This is a genomic window from [Lactobacillus] rogosae (assembly GCA_900112995.1).
Lineage (GTDB): Bacteria > Bacillota > Clostridia > Lachnospirales > Lachnospiraceae > Lachnospira > Lachnospira rogosae.
In genome coordinates this window covers 1-15,982 of the sequence record FONU01000024.1, presented here as the reverse complement: position 1 = coordinate 15,982, position 15,982 = coordinate 1, and the positions used below count along the sequence as shown (strand labels likewise).

Here is a 15,982-nt window from a genome sequence, read left to right as displayed (position 1 = left end):
CTACTGGTCTTATGCACAATAACCTGAAGCTGTGAATTACACTATTTCTCCTGTTTCGTAACAGCCTGCTTTTGCCTGATGCTATTACATTCCAATCATATCAAAGACTTCAAATGATATAAGCACCTGATGGTTTTTCTTTGGATTAGGATACTTTACCTGCACTGATTTCTTAGTCTGGCTGTAATACCATCCAATGTCACTTTCCTCGTATTTTCTTCTATGAAGGAAATGTGGCACTTCCTTTCCATCAAGCTGTACATAGAATGGTGCTTTCTCCCTATGTATCACATCAAGTTCCATTGTTTCTGCTGTGTTCTCATAACTGCCTTCATATTCAAAATCGATATATGTCTTTGCACCAGCTTTAACACTAATATCAGTTTTTAAGTAGCTGCCATTCTTATAATCATTAGTTTTTCCATCATCATCATATATAGTGAATGAAGAATCTATATCAGGTGCCATTATTATATGAAGTGAATCAACCTTATCATTCATAAGATTGTTAAGCTCATTACCAGCCATCGGAATAATAGCTCCACTCTTTATAAACATTGGAATTGAACTTATATCCACAGGTACTTTTATAGTCTGGCCGCCTTCATATTCGTTTCTGGTATAATAATCATAAAAACGTATATTTTTATCTCCTGTATCAGGTAAATATACCTCTCTTATCTCTGCACCCTTTTCTACAACATTTGCTACAAGTAATGAATCGCCCCACATAAAATCCACGCCTTCATTATATGTATTACTATCGTTCTGGAATACCATAAACATTGGCTGCATAATAGGAAGCCCTGTCTTATGTGCCCTGTATTCAAGCGAATAAAGATAAGGAGACATAGAATATCTAAGTTTAATTGCAGTTCTAATATAATCCTTCATGCCACTATACATCCATGGCTCTGTAACTGTATTATCAGTATTTACTGAATGTATTGAAAATCTTGGCATGAACACACCATTCTGCACCCATCTTACAAAAAGCTCAGGCTCTGGTGACTCTCCATAGAATCCACCTACATCACAACCGTGATTTGCAACGCCAGAAAGTCCCATACCAAGTATAGTTGCTATGTTATACTTTAATGCATCCCAGCATGTAAGATTGTCACCTGCCCACACCTGTGCATATCTTTGTATACCTGCGTGTCCCGAACGGCATACTGAAAATGGTCTTATATTCTCATTATATTCCGTTACTGCCTCATTAGAGAGCTGGCACATGATATTACTCATTACCGGCTTTAGCTCACCAATAGTACTTCCTTTACCTTCAAAATACACTCTTGCATCCTTATCAACCATAGAATCATATTCACAGTTATCATTCCATACTGATTCACAGCCATACTTTATAAGTCCCTCTTTCAGGTATTCTTTCCAGTATTCTCTTGTCTGCTCTTTGGTGAAATCTACAAATATTCCAGTTCCACCCCACCATGTACCTTTACCGGGTTCATCCTTTATGCTGTCATATACAAACATATCCTTTTTCTTCATATCCTCCAGATACGGATGAACCAGGAGCATTCCAGGTTTAACATTAGGCGAAACAACTATGCCCTTTTCCTTCATTTTTGCAAACCATTCTTCTGGATTCTTGAATCTTTTATAATTCCAGGTAAAGCTGCATCTTTTAATTCCCTGCTCTGTCTCTACTGCACAATATCCTGATGAAAGCTGGAAGCCGTCTACAGGAATTCCTTCTTCTCTGGTAGTATCTATAAATTCAAGTATCGCATCATCACAATCCTTAGGAAGCTCTGGATAATACATTGAAGAACCAAGATATCCAAGTGCTGCCTTTGGAAGAAGTATTGACTTGCCTGTAAGATCTGTATATCTGCTTATTACCTCTCCTATTGAAGGTCCTGCTATAAGAAAGAGATCTATATCTCCGGCATCTGATCTGAAGCTTGAGTAACGATGCCAGTAATTTCTCTTTTCACGTCCCATATTAAAGTCACATTCTGCTGTTGTATGATAGAAATATCCAACTGCCTTGTGGGTTAAGCCTGAAAGCTTTATATAAAATGGGATATGCTTATACAATGAATCTGTTTCCTTAGGATTGTAGCCCATTGCATCACCAGGAGCCATATTCATATACTTTTCAGCCTTATTAATATCTCCCCCTTTCTCGCCAAAGCCATAAAAGTAATCATCTGACTCTATCTGGCTTGTATGTATCCGCCTTTTATTTGAATCCTCTCTATATGCAAGATCTGTAATATCTGCGTGTAATAATGTTCCATCTTTATCATATACACATATACGGAATGGATTCTTTTCAATTTCTATACGAAGCTTACTTCCGCAAATAACTGCCTTGTCAGTTCCATCCACAAGCTCTGAGTATGCCACTTCAACTCTTTTTCTATAGCCCTTTAAAAACTCATCTGTTCTTGAGTCCCATGCTGTCATAGCAAGACTATATGAAGCTTCATCCCAGTCTCCATCAAAGCCGGCTCTTATTCTGATTATTTCATCTGTGAGAAACCATATTCTTATTTCTACTGAATCTGTAATAACAGAATAATAGTTAGTGTTATAGGTTACATTTCCTGCCTTATAACATATTCTCATATTATTTTTTATCTCCTTTCAGTAATCTGATAATCTCTTGTTTATGTTTTGTTTATAATTAATTTATACAACTATTCAATAATTAAAACTATACAGATATTGACAGGATAAATTGGTTTTTTTACATTTCTTGCACTTTCAAATTTTTCGTTGTATACTACTTATAATATATTAAATATAACTATACAGTTGTGAAATATATAAATATTGCTTCGCACAAACTTGAGATGCGCAAAGAAGCAGCACAAGAATGGAGGATTATTATGATAGATGTAGCACAGAACCTTATGTCACTTGGTGAATCCATAGCTGCAGCACATACTGCCAGCGTCAACGATAATATGACACGTTCGCACTATCACGATTATTATGAATTGTATTTTTTAGATAATGGTGAAAGATATCACTATATAGACGATAAATTGTATAAAACCGAGGCTGGTGATTGTATTATATTCCCACCTCAGACTATGCATCGTTCCTACAGTGAACAAGGATGCACATTTTCAAGGATTGTACTTTATTTCAGACCGGACATAATTTCATCAGATGCCCTGAGGCAGAAGCTTGCAGACTCATACTGTGTATACAAGTCTGATACTGAATCATTAAAAAAGTTAAGAAGGCTTATGTACTATTTTCTTGAAGCCCAGAACTCTGCCTCAGCATACAAGCAGGAACAGATGGAAGCACTTGTGAATCTTATAATTATTACAGTTCTTGGAATGAAAGAGAGCACCATTGGTATTGAAAGACATAACAGAACAACGCATATTATTAACTATATCAACAACAACTATGAACACGACATATCACTTGATGTTCTTGCAGATATGTTTCATATAAGTACTTACTATCTTTGTCGTGAATTTAAGAAAAATACTAACCGTACTGTTGTTGACTATATAAAACGCACACGCATAATGAACGCAGAACGTTTATTCAAGGAAACTGATAAAAATGTCACCGAGGTTGCAACGCTGACCGGATTTTCCAACCTCACACACTTCAACCGCGTTTTTAAAGAAATAGCCGGAGTAAATCCTTCGCAGTATAAGAAATTACATGCAAAGAATTAATTACTCCTGATTAAAAAGCCTGTCATATGACTGTTCGAAATCATCTAGTAATTTATTTATTTTTTCCCGGTCATATAAACCTTGTACCTTCCAAAACATAAGTATGCTGTTGAATTCCTCTTCCCTTTTATCTATAAATCCAATACACAAATGTCCATTATACATTGCACTATCCGTTTCCTGGCAGGCAAAGCAGCCGGTATCTTCATTCAGTCTTGAACAATCTCCACAGGTAAGCTCCTTTTTTTCAGGAATATAATGGCAGCTATCTTCAACATTTACAACAAACCATTCGCCTTGCGGATATGAACATATTGCAGTTCCTGTTTCCTCTGTATTGGATACATTAGTTTTATATTTACAATTATTGCACTTCAATTCATCCACCCTTTGCTTCCTCCTCGTAAATAAATATTCCATCAAAAATCCTGTAAAACATTATAACACAAAATTTTTGTCTTATACAAAAAGCTGGAACTCAGATTCTATAAATGAACCAGAATTCCAGCAATTTATTATTTTACTCCATTTTAAATTTTATCTGTAAACTTATTTTTCTTACCAAATACTATTACTCCTGCTCCTCCTATTACAAACATAAGAAGCCATGCTAATGTACGTTTGTCATCTCCCGTACCAGGAGTCTGTTCTTTTACTGCTTCTGCCTTAGCTTCTTTATCCGTATCGGTCGCAGGTGTTATATCGGCTGGTGATGTTGTATCAGCCGGTGGTGTTATATCTTCCTGTGGTGTTACATCTGCCGGTGGCGTTACATCTGCCGGTGGTGTTACATCTGCCGGTGGTGTTGTATCTTTAAGCTTTGCAATAACAGTCTGTGATTTTTCAATTTCAACAAGCCCATCCTGCCTGATGTAATATCTGTCACAAGCATTACAATACCAATATTCAATATTTCCTTCATCTGTCATAGTAGCTTCCTTTGCCGCTACTAAATGCAAGTCTTCATGTATTTTAAAATCGGAAAAGTTAAAAACCTTTAACTAATGAAAAATAATTTCCATAGGGAAGTATCCCTAACCCTCTTTAGATTTTTCTTCGGTTTTCCGTTGGAATACCTTAACCTTTGCTATCGTCTTTGTATAATTTGCTATGGGTAGTTACACCCAAAATTGAATAAAACACGAAACAGACTGTTGTAAAAATCGAACATTTTACAGCAGTTTTTTTGTACCCAAATTTAGAAAGAACGTGGCACAATGGCAAACCGAAACCGTACCAATCCGGTGCAATTTTATCTCAGTGATGATGAGCAGTACATTCTCACTACCAAATTCAAAGCATCTGGCATCATCAAGGAATACCATTCCGATGACTATCTGGATTATGCCAAAATTCTGGAAACCCTTGGAACCATTTATCTGATGACCGCCAATCTTTCACAAGCCAAAACACATTTTAAAAGAGCTTTCAAAATATATGAAAAAATCTATCCGTTCTTTTAACAAAATAAGCATAATTTACTTGTATTTCATCCAATCCACCTCCAATATCCTTTTTAATTTGTTCTTATCTAATATGCCAGACAACGCATATGTATTATGGAATTTCGGGCATTAAAAAAGCTGGCATTTACCCCAGCTTTCTTTTATCTGATATATTCAAATGATAAATATTTAATGACAATTATTTGCCTGTGCGGGTTTTTCTGGTTCTGTGGCAGCAGGTTGTTCTGGTTGCTGTGCTGCTACAAACAACACCGAAAATAATTTTTTTCATAAATCTGGTTGTCCTTTTGTCTGGGTGATTTATATGAAATTTAAGATTAAAAAACAAGAATACGAAAACAGAACATTTAGATTGCCTGTTGAGCTTTTAGAACAGCTAAACAAATTGGCTTCTGATAAAAATATTTCACTTAATCAATTAGTCGTTCAATGCTGTGAATATGCAATAGATAATCTGGATGATTCTGAACAGTAACAAAGCTGGCGGTTATGCCAGCTTTTGTTGTATAAAAAAAACCTGCTTGTGGCACTTTTGCCTTGCTTTCTGCACTTGTTATGTCTAATTCCGACATATCCAATCTTACCTTAATTTCGGCATCTGGAGCCTTTCGGGACAATAAAACGCACGTCTCCACATGTATGTAGATTGGCTTACTTGGATTATCCTCTATCTTCTCCCGAATATTCCGGTTATGGCTTATGATGATGTTGTAATCGCCGGAATAGGATTCCTTCCAGACAATATCATAAATCTGCTCCTTGCTGAACACTCTGCCTGGATTCCTTGCTAATAAATGCAATATTTCAAATTCTGTAAACGTAATATTTACTTCTTTCTCACCACGATATACTAACCGTTTTGATGCATCTATTTCCATTCCTGCAAAGGCTAATTTTTCACACGCTATTTCTTCTTTTAACTGTGTTTTATTTTCAAAACTTCTCAATGCAGACATAACTGCATTTAATACTACTTCTTCATCTTCCTCAAGTGAAAGCAACAGTAACTTAGCTATAATCCTCACTCCCCAATCTATTGCTCAAAATATTCTTCAAGACATATTCCTCTTTCATAAATTTCTCGTGCCACATCTACTCCTACATATCGATAATGCCATGGCTCATAGCTTGTCCCTGTAATCTCCTGTTTCCCTTGTGGGTACCGTAATATGAAACCATAATTATGTGCATTTGCGGCAAGCCACGTATATACCTCATCATTTGAGCTCTTTGATTTATCAGCATTAATATCGACTGCAATGCCTAATTGGTGTTCACTTGTTCCGGGCAAAGCTACCCATTCCTTAGCAGTTCTTTCTGCTCTTGACTGTGAATATCCTTCATTTATATAAGCCTTTATCTTATCATCTAATATTTTCTGCTGTTCTTCATAAGTTCGATAGCCTTCCCGAACAACCGGATATATTCCATCTTTCCTTGCTGCATCAAACATTTCTTGTAAATACGGATATATCATACTATCCACCTTTTGACCATTCAATAATTCTGTTAATTCCACTCTATAATCTTCCGGTATTTCATTCCAACGGTTTACTACAATTAAATACCACTCCTCCGAAACCGGAATACTATGTAAATTCCCTAATCTTGAAGGAAATTCGTGAAATAGATTACATAGTATCAAAAACAAGTAAACTATGATAATTCCTCTCAACCATTTCCCTCGCAACTTATTTTTTTTATCTCTTTTCTTTGCCATATTGTTATTTATGCCTTCATCCTTCTTGACCAGCTCTTTATAGCGAATGGCATACATAGAATACCAATCAAGACAGGAATTGTAATAAGTAGATATGGTGACCAGATAAGCTTCCCAAAAATACTAAAAGTATTAGTTCTGAAAATATCTGTTGAACTTCCTACCAATGGTATTAAATCCAATGCTTTTTGCATTTCATAAGGAAGATATTCTGCAATCATCATTGGTCCATATACAACAGTCAGACTAAGCAATAAGGTAAGTACATTATTTTTTACAGCCGCTGATATAAACATAACAATTCCGGCAAAACCTATTGCTCCAAGCAGTACAAAGGCATATTCATAAATTTCTGCCTGCAGCATATTCATAGGTGCAACAGCAATCAGCTTGATATTCTGAATCGGCATATCCCATCCGGCAGTTCCCATAAAAAACAACTGTGATATAACATTTGAAACAGCAAGTAATGCAAATAACTCCACTGTAAAAGCTAAACCAGTAAGAATTTTGGCAAGAGCGATTTTCCCCCAGCCATTTCGAGTCGTCAATACTAGTGTGCTTGTATTATCATGCCATTCGCCCGCAAATAAAGAGGATAAAACAATACCGAGAAACAAAGCCATCACAACTCCCAGATCCGCAACCATACTACCAAGAAGCGTTGACCAGCCTTCTACCCACTCATAACGAAATGGTTTTTCTACCTTTCTCTCTATCTGATGTAAAAACTCTTTTTCAGCTCCTACCTGACCACTGACCTCCAAAAACTCATCAAGCACCTGCTGTCTTCTTTCATAGAAGCCTGTTAACTTATCCGGATCAACATAGCTTATCATCGTTTTATAATTACTGGTATCTCGAAGCTCCGGATACAATGTTCCGAGCCAACTATTAACTATCTGCCAGTCTGTCTTTTCCAGTTCTTCCTCCATACCGTCAGCTTCCATTTGCTGATAATCACTTACTATTTGCTGCAAGGTTTCATCAGTCAATTCTCCACCAAATGAAAGTGCATATCCCTGACTATCCTTTATTACTGTATATCCATCAAAATTATTGCCAAAAGCACTTGTATAGTCATCTGAACTGCCAAAACCGAACCATTGAAACGAAAGTATGCTTCCAAAAATTACATAATAAACAAAACACAACAACACACATATTTTAACAATTTTCTTTCGCCATAACTTTTTATGCTCTAACCAAAATAGTTCCATTCTATTTCACTCCTTCCTCTGTGGGAAAATAAAATAAATAAAGATCTTCCAATGTAGCTTCACAAGGAACCGCTCGCTCACTAGGCATATTGTCTGAAATAATACGCAATATAATTTCTTTTCCTTCGTGCCGTAAATTAGCAACCGTTGTTTTTGTCTGCCATTGTCTAGCTTCTTGTGGAGAAACAGAAAGCTCCCAAACCTTACCATTTGCCTTGTGAATCAACTCAGGAACCGTACCCTGCAATACAAATTTTCCTTTTTTCATCAATAGCACTTCATCTGCTATTGCTTCTATATCCGATACAATATGTGTGGAAAGAATTACAATTTTATCGCCTGCATACTCTGAGAGCAGATTACGAAAACGGACACGCTCTTTCGGATCAAGTCCTGCAGTCGGCTCATCCAAAATCAAAATTTTCGGGTTATTAAGTAACGCCTGTGCAATTCCTACTCTTTGTTTCATACCACCAGAAAAAGTTTTTACTTTTTTGTTTGCCACATAGCTTAAATCAACCACTTCCAACAATTCAGTCACACGTTTTTTTGCAACATTCTTCGGTATTCCTTTCAGTGCTGCAATATACATTAAGAACTCCACCGCAGTATAATTTGGATAATATCCAAAATCCTGTGGTAAATAACCCAACACATTCCGGTAATCTGCCCCCATCGAAGTTACTTCTTTTCCATCCAGCAATACCTCCCCTGAGGTTGACTCCAAAACAGCACATAGCATACGCATCAATGTTGTTTTACCTGCACCGTTAGCCCCCAAAAGACCATATACTCCCGGCTTTAAGGTTGCACTAATACAATCTACCGCTATTTTCCTGCCATACTGTTTTGTTAAACGATCAAGCGACAATTCCATACATTTTTCCTTCCTTTCTCATCTCTGCAATATAATGGATTTCATTTATAAAGAACATAGCAAAAATCAAAAATGTAACAATCCACACCCCCACTGCTGATGTTTCATATAACCATGGCAATATTCTTGCTGACATCCCCCAACAAATGCAGGAACCCAGCATTACAATCGCACATATCTGTAAACTCTGTTTCTTTTGCAAACGGATCAAACGTAGCAACGCAACCATACACACTAAGTACGGAACCAGGCAGTATAGAACCATCTGTCCAATCTCTTTATAAGAATTTTGCAAATAAACTTCCATACACAAAAGAATTGTTATACACACCAAATTAGCTGCCCCAGCCAAAACCAGCTTTGCTAACGTGATTTGGGCACCAGAAGCTCTTGTTACCGCTTCAATCTCGCTCATTCCATAATACTGGCTTTTAAAAATTGCTGGTATGATAGCCAATACAAACAGCGGCATAAAAATTGGTATATTCTTTGGCACGTCTGCAATGCTGGCAATTGTTAAACAAACTATAAATAACGTTACTGCCTGCAAACCAAATATTGGAATACCTTCAAAGCGAAATACATCTGAAAGATAGTGAAAGAAACCTGTCCTCGGTTCTGCCCTAGTCACTTCCTGTTCTCGTACAATTTCAGTGCAAAGCTTAATCGTTTCCTCTAATCTTTTAGGCTGTACTTCCTCTCCTAAAGATTGCTGTAAATAGACCTTTAAATTTTTATCTTTCATTTTCCTGCTCCTTTCTCATAATTTTTAAAGCATTACGAACCCTGCTTTGTGCTGTTCGCATATTGCATCCCATCACTTTTGCAATCTCTCCAAAACTAAGTTGTTCTCCAAAGCGTAGAATGACTGCTTCCCTTTGTTCTGATGATAAAAAATTCAAAAAATAGCTTATCTCTGCCCTATCCTCTAGCCGAACTATGTCGTTATACTCATGCACTATATTTTCTTCATCTTCTAATGGATAAAACTCAACATTCCTACTTTCATCAATACATAAATGATTTGCAATCGTGTATAGATAAGCCTTAAATTTCTTTTTCCCTTTATATCCGGATAAATTCTTAAACAACTTCAAAAATGTTTCCTGAGTCAGGTCTTCTGCTTTTTCCAGATTAGAGCAATGCCACCTACAGTAACGTAAAATAGATGTATAATAGCGTTTTATCAATTCTTCTGCTGCATTTTCATTTCCAAGTAGAATCTGTTCCACTAATTCGTCATCACTCAACACGCATCAGACTCCTTTCCATTGAATATCTATATATATAATAACGAGTTATGCACTTAAAATGATTAAAAGATTCCTCATTTTTTCTTAAAACGAATTAAACTATTAAACCAATATTTTATCTCAACCCCTTTCAGAAATATCAAATAAATCAAACACTACCTTTTTCTCCGCTTAGAGTAATACTTCCCACACCACACAATCCTGCACCGGAAACTCTGCTTACATTCATACACACACTTCTTGCACTGGTCATTATACTGTATCCTGTTCTTATCATTCAAAAAAACATCCACCACACTTTCCTATCGCCTATGTAGTTGAATTTCCATAGTGAAGTATCCCTAACCCTCTCTCGATTTTTCTTCGGTTATTCTTCATTTTACCGTCGAAATGCATTGACCTTTCCTGCCGTTTTTGCTACAACTTGCTATGGGTAATTACACCCCAAATTAAATAAAACATGAAACAGACTGTTGTAAAAATCGAATATTTTACAGCAGTTTTTTTGTACCCAAATTTAGAAAGGACGTGACTCAATGGCAAACAGAAACCGCACCAATCCGGTGCAATTTTATTTTATCTCAGTAATGATGAGCAATACATTCTCAATACCAAGTTCAAAGCATCCGGCATGAAAAGCATGTCAGCTTTCTTACGCAAACTGGTTTTATATGGATATGTGTATGATGTCGATTACAGTTATCTGCGAAATTATAATACAGAGCTTGGACGAATCAGCTCAAGTCTGAATCAGATTGCAAAGCGGGTAAACAGTACCGGAAACAGCAGCGATTGACTTTAAGTACACCCTTGACCATTGCAGGGAGAACAGTCCTAACAAAGCCTATCATCTGATACAGGCTTTTGCTCCGGGAGAAGTCAGTTATGAGGAAGCTCACCGCTGTGATAAGGTATTTCATCCATTCCTCACGATTTTTGACAACCTCGGCTGCTGTCTCTTTTTCCAGAGCCGATATAAAATCATATTTTCTCACGCACGCAGTTCTCCTTCCTGTCATAGATACGACAAAAAGGCAGCCACATACACTACATGACTACCTTTCCTTTACTTCACGTTACATTCCTATTCCGTTATGCCAAAGCTGAAAGTGTTACTCTCAGCCGCTTTCTTAGGCATAAACCTTACCTTAACTTCCACACCCCTCACCTCTAATGCCTGAAACATAGCGTCTACCTGTTCCTGTGTGTATTCATAGAAACTGCGATTCGCAAGATTTTCCAGTCTGCCAATGGCATCCACCGCCTTATTCATGCGGTACTCGCCAATACGGATAAACTTCTCCGCCTTTGTCTCATTTTCTTTTGCAGCTGGCTCTCCCTGCGTTTTCTCTGTTGTCATTGTTACATTTGTTTCTTCCATGTGATTTTCCTCAATTTTTGATAAAAAAAGAGAGCGTACAGGTTTTCCCATACGCTCTGACGCTGTGTTGATATTAAGTTTTGTGTGGTATTAGTGTTTCTCCGACAAACTTGAATTGAGATTTCACCTGTTTTAAGAGATTTAATAAAGTGTACCCTTTGTCAAGGACACTATGACTTTTCCTTTTCAGATTTCTATTTTATATTTGTTTGTTGTGTAGAGGCATCAAAGTGATGCCTCTGATTGATTGTTTTTACCTTTTGCTTTAGGGATTATCAGTGGATAAATTCCTGTTGTCAGATATTGATAATATTCAACAGGTGACAACCTTGCTAAGTCCCATTGATAACGTTCTGTATTATAATATTCTGTCCAATCCCTAACTGCGTTTAATATCTCCTCATAGCCGTAGCACTCTGATAGATCTAATTCATCTTTCATATGACCAAAGAATGATTCCTGAGGAGCATTGTCCCAACAGTTTGCTCTACGTGACATAGACTGTCTCAGTTCGTTATCCTTTAACAATTGGATAAATTTAATGCTGGTATAGTGAGAACCCTGATCGCTATGTATTAATGTTTCTGTGCTTAAATCAGTTCCATGTTTTTCTATTAACTGCTTTACTGTTTCTAATACAAAATCAATTTCTAGTGATTCGCTGAGAACCCATGACAGAAGTTCCTTGGTACAGGCATCTATAATTGTTGACATATAGCACCGGGGTGCTTTTCCATTTATAATATACGTGATATCCGTTAACAGAATTTTTCTTGGTCCGTGTTCCTCGAATTCACGGTTTACTATATTGGGTGCGGTATATGCAGTTGCCATTGCTTTTGCCATTCTCCGATAGGGATTTGCCTTGCGGATAGGGCACTGTAAGTTGTACTTCTTCATCAGCCGCCGGATTTTTTTGATATTCATCACTATCGGCGGTTCCATGTGTAACAGCCTCATATATATGCTACGGGCACCTTTATGATATCCTCGGTACTGGTATGCTTTCAGAATCAAAAGAAAATCCTGTCTGTCCCGTTCCTCCCTTTCCATTCGCTGGTCTTCTGTTGAGAGATAATGGTAATATCCCGAACGGGATACTCCTGCAATTTCGCACATGGCAGCTACATTCAATAGATTATTGTTTTTTTGCACGGTATCATAAATAATTTGATACTTTGCATGTGCTGGTATTTTTATTATTCCGGAGCCTCCGGATTTAAAGATACAATTTTTTTTAGAAACTCAATCTCCTGATCTTTATATGCCAGTTGCATTTCTAAATATTTTATCCGATTTTCAGCCGAAAGATATCCGTTGCAGCCCTGTGCATAGGTGTTAAGATCACGAAAACCATTTCCCTTTTTTACTTCATTTCCAATCATGGTTTTCAGACCATTTATTCTGGAATCCCCCAGGATATTTGGATCTATCCCAAGAGTCGAAACAATCTCACGTGGAAGCCTGCCCTTTGACAGTTCCTCCCAAAATAGTTTTTTAAATTCTGCCGAGAAATGTACAATGCTCGGTGATACATCCAATACATATTTACTATTTCTCAGTGTGAGCATTTCCTGTTCTGTAAACTTTTTGTTTGCCATAATTTCCTCCAATTCATTTTTATTGTAATATCAATCTGAATCGGAGTCAAAAAGCGATTTTGTCCAAAATAAAGGGGTTCATCAAAACCATGTCCGAATTTAAGGGTTCCCTGTAAACTCATTGTCTAGATTTAAGGGTTTTCATTAAAACTTACTGTCCAATGGTAAGGTTTTTTAAAACTCAAACTGTCTAATCTATAGGGTACATTTTATAATAACTGTTATATTTTGTTATTAAATTCTCCACAAGCCCTTGAAAACACTGGATTTATCGCAGGTGAGCTTTTCCTTATTGTTTCCCTTGTGTTATATCGTCCCATCAGTGTTTACGAACTCTGATAAGGGCAAATACAAGGGCAAGAAAAATCTATAAAACAGTATAACACAAAATAAAAGTGACATGGTGAACTGATTGAAATGCTTCTGATTTTTGTAACTGATAATTGATTGAATGATAAGGAGAGATAAGATACGATGAGAACAATATTTGCAGAATACAATCCACAGCGCAATAGTATTGATGTTTACACCTCTGCTGGCTATATGCTCCGCATTGATTGCTGGGAAGCTGAAAAGAATTTAAAAACTACACCCGGATCAGACTGTGCATTAAACGCACTTGCTATTGATGAACCACTTGAATATGTACGATTATATTTGGACGGGAATATGCAGATGTGGGTAGATGCAGAAGATTCATTAGAACTATGGTGATTTTTCGACGGTGTGAAATTTTTTCTGTAAATTCAGATCTTCTATGATAATTGATGCGGCTTAACAGCAGTTTTCTGTTGTTAAGCCGTTGTTTATTTAATAGCAAAAATAAGCCGGTATGTCAAGAGCACCCAGAAAATCTGAACGTACATTTACTCTTGATCATCCGGCTTATTTTCAACAGCACTAAGATTACCTTTTTTAATATTGTTTGGGATACTCCCTCCATAACCGTCACATCAATTTTATACTTTACTTCGATTTCAACTTTTTCTGGTGGATTGACTAAAAGCCTGTCAATATCATTTTCCTCAACACCAGCCATTTTTGCTATCGTTAGCTTGGATATGCCATAATAGGAAACAAGCAGTTCCAACCAATGCACCAATTTGATATTTCCCTTTTACCGAATCCTTTTATGCCTTAACATCACAACTTCCTCCGATAGATGGAGCTATACCTACTGCCTGTGCTACAACATTCTCTGTAATGCTTTTCATATCCGTACCAATTGCAAATATTGTGCGTCTATCTTCCTGAATTTTCTTCATCTGCTCTTTTCTTTCAGCTCTCCGTTCCACAAGTTTTTGTTCATTTTCTTTCTTTTTCTCGATTTTTCTATCTTCATAAGCCCTTTTTTGTTCTTCGCTTGGTCCTGTAATAACCATGGAGCCCATATTACCATCCTTATCTATCCATATCTGACGATACTTAACTTCACTACCAGTCATTGATTTAATCATTGAGTCAGCCCATCTATCTAATGCTGGAATTTTTGACAACATATTTTCATATTTTGTGGCAACCTTTGGATTACTCATCATCCTATTTAAAATCTCAGGAGCAATCCTCACATCCGTTTTTCCTGTACGATTAGCTGTTTTTACATTTTTATCCGAACTTCCTGCCACAATATCTATTTGAGGATTTTTTTCCTGCAATTTTTTTACATAATCTTCCTGACTCTCTTCTGTTTTGCCCACCAGTGAATTTTCCTTTGTTTTTTGAATATCACAAGCTGCCTTTTTAACCGTGTTCTTGTACCCTGATGCATAATACGATGTGCAACTGCTGTTATTGATACCTGTAATTGCCATAATCCTACCTCCCTGTTATTGAAACTTAAAATAATTTTTATTATATTGAACGACTTGGATATTTAATTTCCGTTGATGTAAATTCATCTTCTGCCGAAACATTGATATGCCCACTGCTGTCAATAGCATACTCTTTACCATAAACGAAAAACGTATCTCCTTCTTTATATCCGATTTCTATCCAGTTTATATCATTTAACTGTTTTATCTTTGCGTCAACATTTATGGTCTTTCCTGATTCCTGCAATAAATAAGTGTGTTTTCCTGCTCCCGCATCTATAGAAAAGAATCCCGGAGAAATCCCGACTTTCTCACAGACGGACAATACCTCCTCATTGCTGTAGAGATACCCCCACACACTCTTTCCCTGTGCCAGATCAGACAGGATATTGCCTGCCTTACACATTTCCCACTTATAATTTGTTCCTTTTTGATTTGTATTCTCTGCAAGCAACGATTCCGAGGCTGCCCAGCCTATTCTTCCATTATTGACCGTCCATGTATATTTACCGCCACTTGATGTTGTCCATGCATAATAACTTTTATTACTTAGTACCAGAGAATTATTCGCAGCACAAATGCCTGACATGGTGCTTGTATTCATTTTCGGTACTGCATAATTAGGTACTACCTGTCTGCTCCCATTAAGGTCAAAGGAAATAACCCCGTACTCCTTAAAATCAGAATTATATCCACAGGAAACATTCTCCCCAAAATTGATTGCATCCAAAATAGCACTTGAATTATTATAGTTTGCAAAATAATAAGCTAATTCACTGTTAGAAATATTCGCATTTTTATCTATCAGTGCAGCTATGGATTGCTTTGAAAAGCCTCGTGCAGCATCAGAAATACTTAAACTGTCCTGTTTTTTATTATTTCCTGCTCCAAGCAACATCTGTATTGCTTTTTGGTGTATTCCTGCCTCTGCCTGCTTTGAATATGTCAATAGCTGGTTTACTGTGTTTACATCTGT

Annotated in this window: 18 protein-coding genes and 3 pseudogenes; 5 read left to right on the top strand and 16 right to left on the bottom strand. The window is 36.8% G+C overall.

Going from position 1 to position 15,982, the window contains the following annotated elements; all coding sequences use genetic code 11:
* Positions 1-84: 84 nt before the first annotated feature.
* A complete protein-coding gene (locus BM157_RS10700) occupies positions 85-2,598 on the bottom strand; it encodes a glycoside hydrolase family 31 protein (protein ID WP_090141103.1) in 2,514 nt (837 codons plus the stop codon).
* Positions 2,599-2,861: 263 nt separating this feature from the next.
* Here BM157_RS10700 and BM157_RS10695 point away from each other — a divergent pair, with 263 nt between their 5' ends.
* Entirely contained in the window at positions 2,862-3,677 is an 816-nt protein-coding gene (locus BM157_RS10695; RefSeq protein WP_318255935.1) for a helix-turn-helix transcriptional regulator, read from the top strand.
* Here the strand turns inward: BM157_RS10695 and BM157_RS10690 are convergent, their stop codons facing one another.
* Together BM157_RS10690 and BM157_RS10685 are read right to left on the bottom strand one after the other, a co-directional pair.
* Entirely contained in the window at positions 3,678-4,064 is a 387-nt protein-coding gene (locus BM157_RS10690; protein WP_022501199.1) for a hypothetical protein, read from the bottom strand.
* A gap of 143 nt (positions 4,065-4,207) precedes the next feature.
* The gene (locus BM157_RS10685) at positions 4,208-4,606 is read right to left on the bottom strand and encodes a hypothetical protein (RefSeq protein ID WP_318255934.1); all 399 of its coding nucleotides are present in this window, start codon (positions 4,604-4,606) and stop codon (positions 4,208-4,210) included.
* Positions 4,607-4,972: 366 nt separating this feature from the next.
* Here BM157_RS10685 and BM157_RS13265 point away from each other — a divergent pair.
* Positions 4,973-5,128: pseudogene (locus BM157_RS13265) on the top strand (tetratricopeptide repeat protein); the annotation flags it as partial.
* 425 nt (positions 5,129-5,553) lie between these two features.
* Here BM157_RS13265 and BM157_RS10675 read toward each other — a convergent pair.
* The 7 genes from BM157_RS10675 to BM157_RS13065 form a co-directional block, all read right to left on the bottom strand.
* The gene (locus BM157_RS10675; RefSeq protein ID WP_318255932.1) at positions 5,554-6,168 is read right to left on the bottom strand and encodes a winged helix-turn-helix domain-containing protein; all 615 of its coding nucleotides are present in this window, start codon (positions 6,166-6,168) and stop codon (positions 5,554-5,556) included.
* 8 nt (positions 6,169-6,176) lie between these two features.
* On the bottom strand, positions 6,177-6,863 hold the full coding sequence (locus BM157_RS10670) for a M15 family metallopeptidase (protein ID WP_090141097.1): 687 nt from the start codon (positions 6,861-6,863) through the stop codon (positions 6,177-6,179).
* A gap of 8 nt (positions 6,864-6,871) precedes the next feature.
* The gene (locus tag BM157_RS10665; RefSeq protein ID WP_090141095.1) at positions 6,872-8,083 is read right to left on the bottom strand and encodes an ABC transporter permease subunit; all 1,212 of its coding nucleotides are present in this window, start codon (positions 8,081-8,083) and stop codon (positions 6,872-6,874) included.
* Position 8,084: 1 nt separating this feature from the next.
* On the bottom strand, positions 8,085-8,960 hold the full coding sequence (locus tag BM157_RS10660; RefSeq protein ID WP_090141093.1) for an ABC transporter ATP-binding protein: 876 nt from the start codon (positions 8,958-8,960) through the stop codon (positions 8,085-8,087).
* Positions 8,944-9,705, bottom strand: a complete 762-nt coding sequence (locus BM157_RS10655) for a hypothetical protein (protein ID WP_090141091.1) — start codon at positions 9,703-9,705, stop codon at positions 8,944-8,946. Before BM157_RS10655 ends, BM157_RS10660 begins: the two co-directional genes overlap by 17 nt.
* A complete protein-coding gene (locus BM157_RS10650) occupies positions 9,695-10,213 on the bottom strand; it encodes an RNA polymerase sigma factor (protein WP_090141089.1) in 519 nt (172 codons plus the stop codon). The genes BM157_RS10655 and BM157_RS10650 overlap by 11 nt, the downstream gene beginning before the upstream one ends.
* Positions 10,214-10,361: 148 nt before the next feature.
* A complete protein-coding gene (locus BM157_RS13065) occupies positions 10,362-10,490 on the bottom strand; it encodes a hypothetical protein (protein ID WP_318255943.1) in 129 nt (42 codons plus the stop codon).
* 259 nt (positions 10,491-10,749) lie between these two features.
* On the opposite strand from BM157_RS13065, the pseudogene BM157_RS13260 reads away from it, so the two are divergent.
* Positions 10,750-10,997: pseudogene (locus BM157_RS13260) on the top strand (plasmid mobilization protein); the annotation flags it as partial.
* A 7-nt stretch (positions 10,998-11,004) separates the two neighbouring features.
* Positions 11,005-11,124, top strand: a pseudogene (locus BM157_RS13255) (relaxase/mobilization nuclease domain-containing protein); the annotation flags it as partial.
* Positions 11,125-11,297: 173 nt separating this feature from the next.
* Here BM157_RS13255 and BM157_RS10635 read toward each other — a convergent pair.
* The 3 genes from BM157_RS10635 to BM157_RS10625 form a co-directional block, all read right to left on the bottom strand.
* Positions 11,298-11,594 (bottom strand): hypothetical protein, encoded by a 297-nt coding sequence (locus tag BM157_RS10635; RefSeq protein WP_090141086.1) that lies wholly within the window; start codon positions 11,592-11,594, stop codon positions 11,298-11,300.
* A gap of 225 nt (positions 11,595-11,819) precedes the next feature.
* Entirely contained in the window at positions 11,820-12,788 is a 969-nt protein-coding gene (locus tag BM157_RS10630) for an IS3 family transposase (protein ID WP_318255941.1), read from the bottom strand.
* A 5-nt stretch (positions 12,789-12,793) separates the two neighbouring features.
* Entirely contained in the window at positions 12,794-13,195 is a 402-nt protein-coding gene (locus BM157_RS10625) for an HTH domain-containing protein (protein WP_090141081.1), read from the bottom strand.
* A gap of 474 nt (positions 13,196-13,669) precedes the next feature.
* Between BM157_RS10625 and BM157_RS10620 the strand changes: the two genes are divergently transcribed.
* A complete protein-coding gene (locus tag BM157_RS10620; RefSeq protein WP_055232114.1) occupies positions 13,670-13,909 on the top strand; it encodes a DUF6061 family protein in 240 nt (79 codons plus the stop codon).
* Positions 13,910-14,030: 121 nt separating this feature from the next.
* On the opposite strand, the gene BM157_RS10615 is transcribed toward BM157_RS10620, so the two are convergent.
* The 3 genes from BM157_RS10615 to BM157_RS10605 all read right to left on the bottom strand — a co-directional run.
* Positions 14,031-14,294 (bottom strand): HTH domain-containing protein, encoded by a 264-nt coding sequence (locus BM157_RS10615; protein ID WP_306723538.1) that lies wholly within the window; start codon positions 14,292-14,294, stop codon positions 14,031-14,033.
* A 31-nt stretch (positions 14,295-14,325) separates the two neighbouring features.
* Positions 14,326-15,006 (bottom strand): DUF6033 family protein, encoded by a 681-nt coding sequence (locus BM157_RS10610; protein ID WP_090141078.1) that lies wholly within the window; start codon positions 15,004-15,006, stop codon positions 14,326-14,328.
* A gap of 40 nt (positions 15,007-15,046) precedes the next feature.
* A partial coding sequence (locus BM157_RS10605; protein WP_456361694.1) for a hypothetical protein occupies positions 15,047-15,982 on the bottom strand: 936 nt, incomplete at its 5' end.